The sequence below is a fragment of the Tenacibaculum sp. Cn5-46 genome (assembly GCF_022347705.1).
GTDB classification, from domain to species: Bacteria; Bacteroidota; Bacteroidia; order Flavobacteriales; family Flavobacteriaceae; genus Polaribacter; species Polaribacter aiptasiae.
In genome coordinates this window covers 633,416-646,848 of the sequence record NZ_JAKRGD010000001.1, presented here as the reverse complement: position 1 = coordinate 646,848, position 13,433 = coordinate 633,416, and the positions used below count along the sequence as shown (strand labels likewise).

The following is a 13,433-nucleotide window of genomic DNA, read 5'->3' as shown; positions in this document are numbered from 1 at the left end:
ATATTACAATCAAAAAAATAATTGTTCCAATATCATTAATACTGCCTTTAACAAAGACTATTCCAATACATTCATGACACAAATAATTAAATCAAGTTGGAAATGGGATATAAAAGAGAATTCTTTTGGTATAAACTTGGGTGATGATATAGCTGACTTAATTTCTAGAAATATTATCAGAAAAAATGCCAGTAATGAATATGAAAGTGTTAATGAACAAGTTTGGAGTGTTGGAGAAACAAACGGAAAAGTAACTTCAATTGCGTTTAGAAGAAGCTTTTTTGAATTTATTAGAGATGACCTTTGGGAATTGGAGTACACTAAATTTGAAAGCGAGCTAAATAGTAAATTAACAAAAGTAAATGACGAATTTAAAGGAGACTCTTTACATGTAGTCTTTAGAGGAAACTTCATTGCAATAGCAATCTTGAAAAGGACCTAATATAATCTATATAAAAAAGCATTACATATATTTATCATTTACAATTTAAAAACAATTGAAACTAAAAAACTTACTACATATTTTGATACAAGAAAACAAAAACTCAGAATTAGCTGATAAAGAAATTACTAATCAAAAACAGAGCTCAAAATTAATTAATGCTTTACTAATTGGTTTTTTAGTAGGCATCATTGTTACTGGACTTGTTGCTTGGATTATTGCAAAAAAAACTTGGGGAATTGTTCCAATGATAGCTCCTATCTTTATAATCTACTTATTAGTAAAAAAGAAAAAAACGGTTAATTAGCCATACAATTTTGGTTACTAAACAGCTAAATTTAGCATTGATGAAATATTGTATTTGATAATTTAAATAGTTAATTTGAAAATCATCAAATACAATACTTTATTAAAAGTTCCATTTAGAAATAAGTATTATTGTTTCTAAACTTTCCTCCAATCATCCAAAATAAGAATCTCATGGAACCATGAATTGGTTGAACAGAATCCCAATGTTCAGTAATTTCACCATTTTCAACCTTCCATACATCCATAATATTTAATCCTTTTTTAGGATTGCCTCTGTGCTTTTTATTATTTGTTGCATGAGAATGTACAATTACAAATGGTCCATCTACGTACATATGTTTTACATCGTATGTATAATCAGGATAGCGCTTAGCAAAATTAGATACAACTTCTAACACTCCTTTTAACCCATCAACCATGCTTTGATTATGCTGTTTGTATTTATGGTTACCGTATTTCTTTTTTACATACTCAAAATTATGATTATTCATAATATTCTGTACAAAATCTACAACAACCTCAGCGTTTTCAAATTCCTGATTTGTCCAATTTTCTCTTTTAAATCTGTTTAAATTAATCTCAAAAGTTTCCATTTTATTAATTTTTTACATTAACTTGCATTTCGCAAGCAAAGATAATTATTTACTTGCAAAAAACAAGTAAACATGAAAAAAAACACAAATCGTTCGAACTGCCCTATTAGTTACGCTCTTGATTTACTGGGGGATAAATGGAGTTTATTAATTATTAGAGACCTCGTTTTTGATCAAAAAAAATTTTATAAAGAATTTCTACAATCCAAAGAAAAAATAGCGACTAATATATTATCTGATAGGTTAAAAAGGCTTGAAAAAGCTGGACTTATTGAATCGAGAGTTTATGAGAAACTAAGAACTCAAAAGGTATATTCTTTGACAGAAAAAGGAAAAGACTTAATACCTGTTTTAGTAGAGCTTATCCTATGGTCTGCAAAGCATGAAGAGGGATTAGCTGTTACTGACGAGTTTGTTCAAAAAGCTACTGAATACAGAAATGAAGTCGTTCAAAATATTACATCAAACTTAGAGTAAGTCTAATGATAAAAACAGAATAATAACTTTGAATACACAATAAGTTAAAATAAACTTTGAATTAAATAAATCAATAGAGGTTTTAGAAAAAACTCCTCTAGTTTTAGAGGCCTTATTAAATGGTTTGTCAAAAGAATGGATTGTAAATAATGAAGGTAAAAATACTTGGAGTCCTTATGATATTGTTGGACATTTAATCTTTGGAGAAAAAACAGATTGGATGGTTAGAATCAAAACGATTTTAAGTAAATCAGAAAACAAACTCTTTGAACCTTTTGATCGTTTTGCTCAACTTAAAGAAGACCAAAACAAACCAATTCAAGAGCTAATTAAAGAATTCAAAACAATAAGAAAAAGCAATCTTAACGAATTGATTTCTTTAAACATTACTACTAAAGATTATAATCTTACAGGAATTCATCCTGAGTTTGGTCAAGTAACACTCAAACAGTTAATTTCAACTTGGGCTGTACATGACTTAGGCCATATTGCTCAAATATCTAGAGTCATGGCCAAACAATATACAGAAGAAGTTGGCCCTTGGATAAATTATCTAGGAATACTAAAGTCAAATATTTCTAAAAACAAATAAAAAGCATGATAATTAATATTTTAAAACATTAATTATCATGCTTACATAATTTTATCTAAATCGTCAATGTTTAATTGTCTCTATTAACAAACACAATGAGACCAATCTAATCCATAAAGCTCTAATTGACTTTGGATATAATAAGCTGGATCTCTCCAACTAGTTCTGCAAAAATCTGCACAACTAAAAAACATTCTTCCTCCTTTAATTTCTTGTTGATCTTTTTTGTTTAGTACTTTACCTAAATCTAAAATTTGTTTTTTCATAAAAATATATTTTTAATTACTCAAACATAGATAATTAGCTTTAAATTAAGTAAGAAAAATCCGTAATAATAGTAAGGATATACCTTCAAATACAATTAAAATCTTATCAAAACAGTAACCTTTTATAAAATAATGTCATCTATATAAAAAGCTTATGAATGAACCTCAAATCTAAATTAAAAATGTTACTTCTTGTATTGCTATGCTTATTTCAAAAAACTGTAAACAGTAATCTTACATGGAACATTAGATCCAAAGACGCATTACAAAGGAGCGCTTCGTCATTATGAAAAAATGACTAAAAAAAATGATATAAAATTTATTAGTGTAAAAGATGCTCCGCATTTTATCGCTTTATTTGCGCCTATGGCTTTTAGTTCAACTGTTACATCATTTATGAACGGTCAGAAGCTAACAAACAAAACAATCATTGATAAAAACACATTGATTCAATAAGTATAAAATTCAATATTAAAACAAAAGACCATTCATTAATATTTATGAATGGTCTTTGTATTTATTATTTTCTTTGGAAATAGGTAAAGCCAGCATCGGTTCCGCCTCCATTAAGAGCAATCGAAATATTTAAATGAGCCATAGCTTCTAAATGACGTGCATTTTGAATACCTCCTACAACTAAACCTTCAAACCCAATAGTATTAGCTAGTTTTTTTACAACCTCAGCAGCACCTTCATCATTAGAGGCTATAAAAGCTGTAAGTTTATTTCCACTAATTTCTTGTTTACCTGTTTTCATTACATCAGCAAATATGGTATTAAATGCTTTTACCACTTTAGTTTCGGGTAATAACCTAGCGGTTTGCTCTCCCCCACTATCTTCTCCTAAAAATAAAGGAGCCCAATTTTCTATATCAATAGCGTTTGTAATATCTATTACTATTTTTCCTTTTAAAGCTTCCTTGTTTGCTAACAACACATTATTCATTGCATTGTATGGAATTGCAAAACAGACTATATCTCCACTTTCGCAAGCTTCTGAAATAGCTATTTGATTTTCTTTTGGATTTGGAGTTGCATACTTTACTTCATAACCAGCATTTGTAAATAATTCTCCTAAGCTCGATGCTACATTTCCTGCACCTATAAAGTTAATTTTCATCTGAATACGTTTTAAATTCTATGCAAAATTGTATGTTTGTATAACAATAACCAAACAGTAAGCAACTAACAAAAAGGTAAGTATGAGAAAAAAAGCGTCAACTAATTTTGAAAATGAAAAGTTTTTGGAATATGATTGTCCATTCATGACAACGTTACGTTTTATTGGTAAGCGATGGAAACCAGCTGTCTTATGGAAAATAAATGATGGCAAAGTTAGGTTTAATCAGCTCAAAGAAGCTCTACCTTATATAAGTGATAAAATGTTAGCAAATACAGTAAGTGAATTAGAGGCTGATGGAATTATTGAAAAATTAATTTTTAAAGAAGTTCCTCTTCGTATTGAATATAAACTTACTAATTTTGGACTTGGAATTTTACCTGTCTTATCTGAAATGAATAAGTGGGGATCTATAACTAAAGAGAATTTGAAATCTTAGTAACAAGCAAATGAATACAAAACCTTTATTAGATTATATTAATAAACATATTTCCTTAACAGAAAAGGAAGAAGATATTCTTAACGCTAAAATTACGTTCAGAAACTATTTAAAAGATCAATATATAGCTCAGCAAGGCGATGTATGTAAAACGGTTAATTTTATAGTTTCAGGGTGTACTAAAACCTTTTACACAAACCAAGAGGGACAAGAACATGTTGTAATGTTTTCTATTGAAGATTGGTGGGCTTCAGATTTAGGAAGTTTTATAACACAAACTCCTTCTGATTTTAATGTTCAATGTATTGAAGCTACTCAGCTTATCCAATTTACTTTTGAAAACCTTGAATATTTATATGCTGAAATTCCAAAATTAGAGCGCGTATTTAGAAAAATAGTAGAACGTGCTTTTGTTGCTTCTCAAAAGAGAATTATTAAAAACTTTAGTCTTTCTGCTAAGGAACGTTATTTAATTTTTAAAGAAACATATCCTAAAATAGAACAACGAGTTCCTCAATACATGATTGCTTCTTACTTAGGAATTACTAAGGAATTTTTAAGTAAAATTAAAAGTCAAATTATTCAAAACCAATAAAAGTTAATCTAGTTTAACATCATTTCATAATCTACTTCATTTTTAGTCTTTTTTATGCTTTAGATATTTGTCCCATAATATTTAAACAAAAAAAGATGAATACTTTATTAGAAAAAATCAGCACTGTTAATGATATGATTCTTCAAGGTAAAGCCTTAGAAGCTTTTGATCAATTTTATCATGATGATGTTGTAATGCAAGAAAATAACGATCCAATTGTTGAAGGTAAATCTGCTAACAGACAACGTGAAGAAGAATTTTTTGCTGCTATTACAGAATTTAGAGCTGCACAACCGTTAAAAGTTACTATTGGAGAAAATACAACTATGGTCGAATGGCATTTTGATTATACTCATAAAGATTGGGGGATTAAAAACTTTACACAAGTTGCCGTTCAAGACTGGAAAGATGGAAAAATAATTAAAGAAAAATTTTATTACAACTCTTAAAAACAATAAAAATGAAAAATACAATTAAAAATATCGGAGCCATAGCATTATTAGCTTTTCTTACATTTTCTTTCACTACTATAAAAGACACTAAGAAAGATATTAAAATTAAAAACAGTAAAATTGTTTGGAAAGGATACAAAGTTACTGGTTCACACGAAGGAACTATTGCTTTAAAAACAGGCTCTTTAAGCTTTAACAACAATAAATTAACTGGTGGTGAATTCACTATAGATATGACAAGCATTACTTGTACTGATCTAAGTGGTGAATATAAAAATAAGTTAGAAGGTCATTTAAAGTCTGATGACTTCTTTGGAGTTAAGAAAAACCCAACTGCAACTTTAGTTTTCAAAAAAGTAAAATCTACAGGAAAGAATTCATATAAAGTTACTGGTGATTTAACTATTAAAGGCATTACTAAAAAAGTAAACTTTGTACTTTCTGTTTATGGAAATAAAGCGAATGCTTCTTTAAAAATAGATAGATCTAAATACAATGTAAAATATGGTTCAACTAGTTTCTTTGACGGATTAAAAGACAAAGCTATTTATGATGAATTTGACTTAGTTGTTGATTTAGAATTTTAATAGAGAAAATTAATAGTTAAAATATAAAAATTCCCCTAAGCTTATACTTAGGGGAGTTTATCTTTTACTTTTATCCAAGTCCATTCTTTAAATTGATAAACTTGATTTCTTCTATTTGCTTTTCTAAAAATGTGATTGCTTTTTTACTTCTTATTCCCGACTTACAATACACAACTACATTTTTTGTTATATCTATTTCTTCAAATCGTTGTTGTAACTCTCCTAGTGGAATATGTTGTCCACCAATATGATGTTGCTCACGCTCCCAATCTTCTCTAACATCTAAAAGATGATACTTTTCAGTATTTTTTTCTAACTCAACTAATGTTATTTCGTTCGCTATTGCTTTAATTCCACAAAAAAAATCATAATCATCTTCTAGTGCTGTTACTTTTGACTTTGATGTTTTTTCTAAATTCAAAGTCATCTGACGCATATTTAAAGTATTATACATTAAAAGCTTATTGGCTAATACTTCTCCAATTCCGCAAATAATTTTTATTGCTTCATTTGCTTGAAATCCACCTATAATTCCTGGTAATACTCCTAGTACTCCTATTTGTGAACAATTAGGTGATTCCTCTGGTTTTGGTGGTGTAGGATATAAACATCTATAGGTAGCACTCCCATTATAATTAAATACACTTACTTGCCCTTCAAATTTAAAGATTGCTCCGTATACCAATGGCTTATTCGTTAGTACTGCTGCATCATTGGTTAAATATCTTGTTGAAAAATTATCACTTCCATCAACAATTACATCATATGCATTAAACATTGAAATTGCATTATCTCTGGTTAACTTTTCTTTATAAACATTAAACTGGATAAATGGATTTAGTTTTGACAACCGTTTTGCAGCGCTTTCTGCTTTTGAAAAACCAATATCGTCTATAGTATACAATATTTGACGTTGTAAATTACTTTGATCTACCACATCATCGTCAATTATTCCAATAGTTCCAACTCCTGCTGCTGTTAAGTATTGTAGTACTGGACAGCCTAAACCTCCTGCTCCTATTACTAAAACTTTGGCTTGTTTTAATTTTAGCTGTCCTTCTACACCTATTTTATCTAAAATTAGATGACGATTGTATTGTTTCTGTTCTTCTTTGGTAAACATATTTTCTTTTAACTAAAAACTTCCCAATCCTTCCAAACTACTTCTAATCCTTGTTCTTTTAGCATGGAAACTATTTCTTCTGTGCTTCTTTCGTCTGATATTTCAAACTGCTCTAATGACTGTGGTTCAACACTATAACCTCCTGGATTGGTTTTAGATTCTGCACTCATAGAAGTAGCTCCTAAATTAACAATATTATTTCTAAACACTTCACTTTCTCTGGTAGACATTGAGAGTTCTAAATCTTCATCTAGTAGCCTAAAAGCACATATTAACTGTACCAAATCTGCATCGGTCATTTCTACCTTTGGTTCTAATCCACCAGAATGAGGACGTAAACGCGGAAACGATATTGAGTACTTAGTTTTCCAATAGGTTTTCTGTAAGTATTTAAGATGTAAGGCAGTAAAAAAACTATCTGCTCTCCAATCTTCTAGTCCAAACAAAGCTCCCAATCCTATTTTATGTATTCCTGCTTTTCCTAAACGATCTGGAGTATCTAATCGATATTCGAAGTTTGATTTTCTCCCTTTTGGATGATGCTTTTTATATTCATCTTTATGATATGTTTCTTGATATACCAAAACCGCATATAACCCACTCTCTATAAGCAATTCATACTCTTCTTGATCTAAAGGTTGCACTTCTATAGTAATGTTTGAAAACTGTGAACGTATTAACTCTATAGCGTTCTTTATGTATTCAACACCAACTGTTCTATTGGCTTCTCCTGTTACCAACAATATATGATCGTATCCTTTTTCTTTTAAAAAAGCTACTTCTTTTAATATCTCAGCATCTGTTAAGGTACGGCGCGGAATTTTGTTAGTTAAGCTAAAGCCACAATAAGTACATATATTTTGACACTCATTACTTAAATACATGGGAGCATACATTTGTATGGTATTTCCAAAGCGCTTTTTGGTAAGCATACGGCTTCTTTGTGCCATTTGCTCCAAATAAGGTCTTGCTACTGGCGAAATTAATGCCTTGAAATCTTCCAAATCTAGTTTTTCCTTTGCCAAAGCTTGTTCAACCTCTCCTGCTGTTTTCTCAAAAATGCTTTGGAGGGTAGTATCCCAATTATATTGGTTGAATATGTTTTCAAAAGTTTGTTCTATCACAATTCACTTTTTGTTATTTCATCTTAAACTCTGATGAAATATGTTGTAATTCAATAATTTTTAAAAATTACTTTGTTAACTCCTTTTTAAACTGTCTTAATTTAAAAAACTTGTCAATGGACTACTTGCTTCTGCTTGTTTCTTTACAGGTGCTAATTTAGCCTCGTAAGCCATTCTTCCTGCTTCTACTGCCATCTTAAATGCTTTTGCCATGGCTACTGGATTTTCTGAAACGGCTATAGCTGTGTTTACTAATACTGCGTCAGCTCCTATTTCCATTGCATGTGCTGCGTGAGATGGTGCTCCTATTCCTGCATCCACTATTACTGGTACATTAGACTGTTCTATAATTATTTCTAAGAACTCTAAGGTTTTTAATCCTTTGTTACTCCCTATTGGTGCTCCCAATGGCATTACACATTGTGCTCCTACTTCTTCTAATCGTTTACACAAAACAGGGTCAGCATGTATATAAGGCATAATTACAAAGCCTTGCTTTACCAACTCTTCTGCTGCTTTTAAAGTTTCTATTGGATCTGGTAATAAATATCTTGGATCTGGATGTATTTCTAATTTCACCCAATTTGTTTCCAATGCTTCTCTTGACAATTGTGCTGCAAAAACGGCTTCTTTGGCTGTTCTTACTCCTGAAGTATTAGGCAATAAATTTATTCTTGAATGATTTAAATGTGTTAAGATATCGTCATCTTCATTTTGTACATCTACTCTTTTTAACGCTACCGTTATTAATTCACTTTCCGATGCTAATAAAGCATCTCTCATTAATTGTGACGTACTAAACTTTCCTGTTCCTGTAAATAATCGTGAATTGAAAGTTTTATCTGCTATTTTTAATTCTGTGCTCATAGCTTCTATTTATTATCACCCAATTTATACACCTGTTCATTAGTGCTTGGTGCTTTTAATATTTTATGAAATGCTCCTATTTTGTTGAAGTCTTTAGTTATTTCTCCAGATACTGCAATACCATATACTCCTGTATTTATAATCTCTGGAACATCTTCTATAGTAATTCCCCCTATAGCAATAATTGGAGTTTCTGTTTTTAGTTCTTCTAACAATACTTGATATCCTACAGTTCCTAAAACTGGACTTAAATTCTTTTTAGTTTCTGAAAACCTAAAAGGTCCTAGCCCTATATAATCTACTTTCTTTTCTAAAAGTTTCTTACAATCATCTAAAGTATTGGCAGTTCCTCCAATTGTATAGAATTTCCCTAAGTAATTACGTGCTTTTAAAGGGCAAGTATCTTTCTTTCCTAAATGAACTCCATCTGCATTTACTTCTTTCGCTACTTTATAATAATCGTTAATAATTAGCCTTGTTTGAAAATGCGCTGTTATTTCTCTAGCTTTCTTAGCTGTTTCTAAAATTGTTTTAGGATCTAATTTTTTTAATCGGAGTTGAACCCATTCTGCTCCCGATGAACATGCTCTCTGAATATTTTCTAAATGCTCTTCTGGAGTGCTTCCTTGTGTTATGTAGTGTAATTTACTTACCATCTTAGTTATAATTATGAACTCCTAGTAAAGTTTCATTTGAATTTAAAAATTGTTCTGTATACCATTTTGCTTCTTTACAAGCATCTTCCAATGGTTTTTCATTGGCTATATTAGCTGCTAAGGCTGCTGATAATACACAACCACTACCATGCTTTTGAAAAACAGCTGCTGTATTTGGAGGAATATTCATTTTTACAATTTTACTGTAATACACTTCATCCCATCCTTTTTTTTCTATTCTATGCCCTCCTTTTAAATAAACATTTGTTTTTTCTGAAATAAAGTCAATTGTTTCCTCTATTGTCTTTTCTGGAAATAATGCTTTTATCTCTTCATAATTTGGAGTAATAAATTCACATTCTTTCAATACGTTTTCAAGTATTTCTAAGTTTTCCTTTGTATGAAATTTAAAACCTGCACTTGCTTTTAATATAGGATCTAGAACTATTTTTATTGATGGATTTAACTCCTTCAATGTTTGTAATATTTCCAGTAGTGTTTCCCACGATTGAACAATTCCAATTTTTGCAACAGGAATAGTAAACCGATTAAAAAGCAATGTTATTTGCTCTAAAATCATTTCCTTTTCAATCCAATTGCAAGCTTTAAAATCAATGTCATTTTGAGCCGTTACTGCAGTACATACAGACAATCCATACAAACCATGAGCCTCAAATGTTTTAATATCTGATGTTATTCCTGCTCCACTTGATGGATCCAAACCTGCTATGGTAAGTATATAGCTTTTTGTATCTTTTTTAATCGACATTTTAAAACTTTAACTGGAGAATCTATTGCTTTGTACTTTCTTCGTAACTACGTTTAATTTCCTTAAAACTCTCTACTGGATTTTCAGCATTCCATACTCCACCTAAAACTCCAATTCCTTGAAATCCTAAAATGAGTGTTTTACCAATTGTACTTGCATTTATTCCTCCCATACCTATAATAGTTTTATCTACATGACTTACATCAAAACCTCTTCCCTCATACCCTTTCTTAGATATTGATGAAAATACTGGACTTAATAAATGATAATCAAATTCAATATCGCAAGCTGCTAATTCTTCTGGCTCATGAAACGAACTACTCATTGTTTTCCCTATCATGTTTAATCCTATAAAATATTCTTTTCCATTTTCTAAAGCGTCTATTCTTTTTTGTTCCTGAAAATGAATTCCTTTTAGGTCAAACTCATTGATTAACTCATGAAAATAATGTGTTACAATTCTATCATGATATTTCTTATTAATTTGATTTAAATAGCTAACATGTTCTTCATATGTTTTAGATGGTTTTCTAAAATGATAATACATTAATCCTTCTTCAAATAATTGATGTAAGATTTCTATTTCTTTATCTATATCTATTTCCGGTGCTATTAAAACAATCATGATATTGGTTTATTTATTATGAATTACGAATGTACAATTAACTGCTAACTGTACATTCGTATTCAACAAAGATTATAAGTATACTTCCGATCCTTTATCAATAAACTCTTTTGACTTTTCTTGCATACCTTTCTCAAACACTTCATCTCCCTCTACTTTGTTTACAGCTGCAAAATCACGTACTTCTTGTGATATTTTCATTGAACAAAACTTAGGTCCACACATAGAACAGAAATGTGCAATTTTAGCTCCTTCTGCTGGTAGTGTTTCATCATGGTATTCTCTAGCTAACTCTGGATCTAATCCTAAATTAAATTGATCTTCCCATCGGAATTCAAATCGAGCTTTACTTAATGCATCATCTCTATGCTGTGCTCCTGGATGTCCTTTTGCTAAATCTGCCGCATGTGCTGCTAGTTTATAGGTTACTACCCCTGTACGCACATCATCTTTATTTGGTAATCCTAAATGTTCTTTTGGTGTTACATAACACAACATTGCACATCCAAACCAACCAATCATTGCAGCTCCAATACCTGATGTTATGTGGTCATAACCTGGAGCAATATCAGTTGTTAAAGGTCCTAATGTATAAAATGGTGCTTCATCACATGCTTCCAGCTGCTTATCCATATTTGCTTTAATCATGTGCATTGGAACGTGACCTGGCCCTTCTATAAAACATTGTACTTCGTGTTTTCTAGCTATTTGTGTTAATTCTCCTAAAGTTTCTAACTCTGCAAACTGAGCTTCATCATTCGCATCTGCAATTGAACCTGGACGTAATCCATCTCCTAATGAAAAAGCTACATCATAAGCTTTCATTATTTCACAAATTTCTTCGAAATGAGTATATAAAAAACTCTCTTTATGATGTGCTAAACACCATTTTGCCATTATTGATCCTCCTCTTGATACAATTCCTGTAACACGTTTTGCAGTCATTGGTACATAGCGTAAACGTACTCCTGCATGAATTGTAAAGTAATCAACTCCTTGCTCTGCTTGTTCTATTAAAGTATCTTTAAATATTTCCCAAGTTAAATCTTCCGCAACTCCATTTACTTTTTCTAGTGCTTGATAAATTGGTACGGTTCCAACTGGTACTGGCGAATTTCTAATAATCCATTCACGTGTTTCATGAATGTTCTTCCCTGTAGATAAATCCATGATATTGTCTGCTCCCCAACGACAAGCCCAAACGGCTTTTTCTACTTCTTCTTCTATAGAAGAGGTTGTTGCTGAATTTCCAATATTGGCATTTATTTTTACCAAGAAATTACGTCCTATAATCATAGGCTCTGCTTCTGGGTGATTTATGTTTGATGGAATTACTGCTCTTCCTCTTGCTACTTCTTCTCTTACAAACTCAGCAGTAATTTTTGAAGGAATACTAGCCCCAAAATCTTGACCTGGATGTTGTTTAGTTAACCTTGTCATTTCATCTATTCGTTGATTTTCTCGAATAGCGATGTATTCCATTTCTGGAGTAATTATTCCTTTTTTAGCATAATGTAATTGCGTTACATTTTGTCCTTTCTTTGCTCTCTTAGGTTTATTTTTTAAATTAAATCGTAAGTGATCTAATTTTTCATTATTCAAACGTTCATTGCAATATTCAGAAGAAAACTCATCTAATTCCTCAACATCTCCTCTGTCTAAAATCCACTGCTCACGAATACGCTCTAATCCGTTATGAATGTTTATTTCACAATTAGGATCTGTATAAGGTCCAGAAGTATCATAAACTGTTACTGGTTCATTAGGTGTTCTTTTTTTAGTCATTGAGTCTACGGTATCACTTAACTCAATTTCTCGCATCGCTACTTTTATTTGTGGATGGATTTTACCTTCTACATAAATTTTCTTTGAATTTGGAAACGGCTGTCTTGTTACTCCTTTGCTTGGAGCTGTATCTTTTTTCTTCATACTACTGTTTAATGAATCAAATTAGTTGTTGTTATATATTTTTTATCCTCCTTGAGTTGATTTTATAATTAAAACCTCGTCGTTATTTTGGAGTGTTTCTGAAGTCCAATTTTCTTTTTTTATGACATTATTATTTACAGCCAAAGCAATACCATTAGTTTGAACCTTAAGATTCTCTATTAGTTCTTTTACTGTTAAATTATTTGAAAACTGGTGTTTATTTTCGTTTACTTTAATTAAAATCATATTCAATATTTAAAGTAAACTATAGAAGAATACTCAGTACTGACTTACGTCATGCACTAAATTTTAAGATACTAACTTTTTCCTACGCTGGTGTTAACCATATCAGGTTCTAAGGATATTTCTCAAACTAGTTACCTAGCTACTCCTAAAGCTTACGCTGACAAATGTAAGTAATTATTTTTTATTGAGTTCATTAGTTGTGTAAGAATGACTCTCTCAAAT

General features: G+C 30.6%; 19 protein-coding genes and 1 riboswitch. Of the genes, 8 read left to right on the top strand and 11 right to left on the bottom strand.

From position 1 onward, the window contains the following. Positions 1-73 precede the first annotated feature (73 nt). Positions 74-442, top strand: a complete 369-nt coding sequence (locus MHN29_RS03025; protein ID WP_235273015.1) for a hypothetical protein — start codon at positions 74-76, stop codon at positions 440-442. Positions 443-524: 82 nt separating this feature from the next. Next, positions 525-749, top strand: a complete 225-nt coding sequence (locus MHN29_RS03020) for a hypothetical protein (protein WP_235273016.1) — start codon at positions 525-527, stop codon at positions 747-749. Between the two features lie 115 nt (positions 750-864). On the opposite strand, the gene MHN29_RS03015 is transcribed toward MHN29_RS03020, so the two are convergent. Continuing rightward, the gene (locus tag MHN29_RS03015) at positions 865-1,344 is read right to left on the bottom strand and encodes an ester cyclase (RefSeq protein WP_235273024.1); all 480 of its coding nucleotides are present in this window, start codon (positions 1,342-1,344) and stop codon (positions 865-867) included. A gap of 72 nt (positions 1,345-1,416) precedes the next feature. On the opposite strand from MHN29_RS03015, the gene MHN29_RS03010 reads away from it, so the two are divergent. Further along, positions 1,417-1,821, top strand: a complete 405-nt coding sequence (locus MHN29_RS03010; RefSeq protein WP_235273026.1) for a helix-turn-helix domain-containing protein — start codon at positions 1,417-1,419, stop codon at positions 1,819-1,821. A gap of 124 nt (positions 1,822-1,945) precedes the next feature. Then, a complete protein-coding gene (locus MHN29_RS03005; RefSeq protein ID WP_235273027.1) occupies positions 1,946-2,413 on the top strand; it encodes a DinB family protein in 468 nt (155 codons plus the stop codon). Positions 2,414-2,496: 83 nt separating this feature from the next. Here MHN29_RS03005 and MHN29_RS03000 read toward each other — a convergent pair whose 3' ends face one another. Together MHN29_RS03000 and MHN29_RS02995 are read right to left on the bottom strand one after the other, a co-directional pair. After that, entirely contained in the window at positions 2,497-2,679 is a 183-nt protein-coding gene (locus MHN29_RS03000) for a hypothetical protein (RefSeq protein WP_150900269.1), read from the bottom strand. Positions 2,680-3,199: 520 nt separating this feature from the next. Continuing rightward, positions 3,200-3,799: an NADPH-dependent F420 reductase gene (locus MHN29_RS02995; protein WP_235273028.1), complete on the bottom strand. Its 600-nt coding sequence runs from the start codon at positions 3,797-3,799 to the stop codon at positions 3,200-3,202. Positions 3,800-3,881: 82 nt separating this feature from the next. On the opposite strand from MHN29_RS02995, the gene MHN29_RS02990 reads away from it, so the two are divergent. The 4 genes from MHN29_RS02990 to MHN29_RS02975 all read left to right on the top strand — a co-directional run bounded on the left by MHN29_RS02990 (position 3,882) and on the right by MHN29_RS02975 (position 5,872). After that, positions 3,882-4,238 (top strand): helix-turn-helix domain-containing protein, encoded by a 357-nt coding sequence (locus MHN29_RS02990; RefSeq protein ID WP_235273029.1) that lies wholly within the window; start codon positions 3,882-3,884, stop codon positions 4,236-4,238. A 10-nt stretch (positions 4,239-4,248) separates the two neighbouring features. Next, positions 4,249-4,833, top strand: a complete 585-nt coding sequence (locus tag MHN29_RS02985) for a Crp/Fnr family transcriptional regulator (RefSeq protein ID WP_235273030.1) — start codon at positions 4,249-4,251, stop codon at positions 4,831-4,833. A 95-nt stretch (positions 4,834-4,928) separates the two neighbouring features. Then, positions 4,929-5,282 carry a nuclear transport factor 2 family protein gene (locus tag MHN29_RS02980; protein ID WP_235273031.1) on the top strand — a complete coding sequence of 118 codons (354 nt, stop codon included), beginning with the start codon at positions 4,929-4,931 and terminating at the stop codon, positions 5,280-5,282. A gap of 11 nt (positions 5,283-5,293) precedes the next feature. After that, positions 5,294-5,872, top strand: coding sequence for a YceI family protein (locus tag MHN29_RS02975; RefSeq protein ID WP_235273032.1), 579 nt, complete (start codon positions 5,294-5,296; stop codon positions 5,870-5,872). A 70-nt stretch (positions 5,873-5,942) separates the two neighbouring features. On the opposite strand, the gene moeB is transcribed toward MHN29_RS02975, so the two are convergent. The 8 genes from moeB to thiS form a co-directional block, all read right to left on the bottom strand. Further along, a complete protein-coding gene (moeB, locus tag MHN29_RS02970) occupies positions 5,943-6,995 on the bottom strand; it encodes a HesA/MoeB/ThiF family protein (RefSeq protein WP_235273033.1) in 1,053 nt (350 codons plus the stop codon). Between the two features lie 8 nt (positions 6,996-7,003). Further along, positions 7,004-8,116 (bottom strand): 2-iminoacetate synthase ThiH, encoded by a 1,113-nt coding sequence (gene thiH / locus MHN29_RS02965; RefSeq protein ID WP_235273656.1) that lies wholly within the window; start codon positions 8,114-8,116, stop codon positions 7,004-7,006. A 99-nt stretch (positions 8,117-8,215) separates the two neighbouring features. After that, positions 8,216-8,986: a thiazole synthase gene (locus tag MHN29_RS02960; protein ID WP_235273035.1), complete on the bottom strand. Its 771-nt coding sequence runs from the start codon at positions 8,984-8,986 to the stop codon at positions 8,216-8,218. A gap of 5 nt (positions 8,987-8,991) precedes the next feature. Further along, positions 8,992-9,642, bottom strand: coding sequence for a thiamine phosphate synthase (gene thiE, locus MHN29_RS02955; protein WP_235273037.1), 651 nt, complete (start codon positions 9,640-9,642; stop codon positions 8,992-8,994). A gap of 1 nt (position 9,643) precedes the next feature. Continuing rightward, positions 9,644-10,411: a hydroxymethylpyrimidine/phosphomethylpyrimidine kinase gene (locus MHN29_RS02950; RefSeq protein WP_235273039.1), complete on the bottom strand. Its 768-nt coding sequence runs from the start codon at positions 10,409-10,411 to the stop codon at positions 9,644-9,646. Between the two features lie 22 nt (positions 10,412-10,433). After that, entirely contained in the window at positions 10,434-11,036 is a 603-nt protein-coding gene (locus MHN29_RS02945; RefSeq protein WP_235273041.1) for a thiamine phosphate synthase, read from the bottom strand. Between the two features lie 72 nt (positions 11,037-11,108). Beyond that, positions 11,109-12,965: a phosphomethylpyrimidine synthase ThiC gene (gene thiC / locus MHN29_RS02940; RefSeq protein ID WP_235273042.1), complete on the bottom strand. Its 1,857-nt coding sequence runs from the start codon at positions 12,963-12,965 to the stop codon at positions 11,109-11,111. Between the two features lie 42 nt (positions 12,966-13,007). Then, complete coding sequence (thiS, locus tag MHN29_RS02935) at positions 13,008-13,211, bottom strand: sulfur carrier protein ThiS (RefSeq protein ID WP_150900282.1); 204 nt, start codon at positions 13,209-13,211, stop codon at positions 13,008-13,010. 62 nt (positions 13,212-13,273) lie between these two features. Beyond that, positions 13,274-13,368, bottom strand: a riboswitch (TPP riboswitch). Between the last annotated feature and the right edge of the window lie 65 nt (positions 13,369-13,433).

Excerpts from the sequence above, each read along its gene's own strand:
- thiE (WP_235273037.1), bottom strand. The coding sequence starts at position 9,642 with ATGGTAAGTAAATTACACTACATAACACAAGGAAGCACTCCAGAAGAG.
- MHN29_RS03000 (WP_150900269.1), bottom strand. The coding sequence starts at position 2,679 with ATGAAAAAACAAATTTTAGATTTAGGTAAAGTACTAAACAAAAAAGAT.
- MHN29_RS03015 (WP_235273024.1), bottom strand. The coding sequence starts at position 1,344 with ATGGAAACTTTTGAGATTAATTTAAACAGATTTAAAAGAGAAAATTGG.
- MHN29_RS03025 (WP_235273015.1), top strand. The coding sequence starts at position 74 with ATGACACAAATAATTAAATCAAGTTGGAAATGGGATATAAAAGAGAAT.
- moeB (WP_235273033.1), bottom strand. The coding sequence starts at position 6,995 with ATGTTTACCAAAGAAGAACAGAAACAATACAATCGTCATCTAATTTTA.
- thiC (WP_235273042.1), bottom strand. The coding sequence starts at position 12,965 with ATGAAGAAAAAAGATACAGCTCCAAGCAAAGGAGTAACAAGACAGCCG.
- MHN29_RS02990 (WP_235273029.1), top strand. The coding sequence starts at position 3,882 with ATGAGAAAAAAAGCGTCAACTAATTTTGAAAATGAAAAGTTTTTGGAA.
- MHN29_RS03010 (WP_235273026.1), top strand. The coding sequence starts at position 1,417 with ATGAAAAAAAACACAAATCGTTCGAACTGCCCTATTAGTTACGCTCTT.
- MHN29_RS02960 (WP_235273035.1), bottom strand. The coding sequence starts at position 8,986 with ATGAGCACAGAATTAAAAATAGCAGATAAAACTTTCAATTCACGATTA.
- MHN29_RS02975 (WP_235273032.1), top strand. The coding sequence starts at position 5,294 with ATGAAAAATACAATTAAAAATATCGGAGCCATAGCATTATTAGCTTTT.
- thiS (WP_150900282.1), bottom strand. The coding sequence starts at position 13,211 with ATGATTTTAATTAAAGTAAACGAAAATAAACACCAGTTTTCAAATAAT.
- MHN29_RS02985 (WP_235273030.1), top strand. The coding sequence starts at position 4,249 with ATGAATACAAAACCTTTATTAGATTATATTAATAAACATATTTCCTTA.
- MHN29_RS02980 (WP_235273031.1), top strand. The coding sequence starts at position 4,929 with ATGAATACTTTATTAGAAAAAATCAGCACTGTTAATGATATGATTCTT.
- MHN29_RS02945 (WP_235273041.1), bottom strand. The coding sequence starts at position 11,036 with ATGATTGTTTTAATAGCACCGGAAATAGATATAGATAAAGAAATAGAA.
- MHN29_RS02950 (WP_235273039.1), bottom strand. The coding sequence starts at position 10,411 with ATGTCGATTAAAAAAGATACAAAAAGCTATATACTTACCATAGCAGGT.
- MHN29_RS02995 (WP_235273028.1), bottom strand. The coding sequence starts at position 3,799 with ATGAAAATTAACTTTATAGGTGCAGGAAATGTAGCATCGAGCTTAGGA.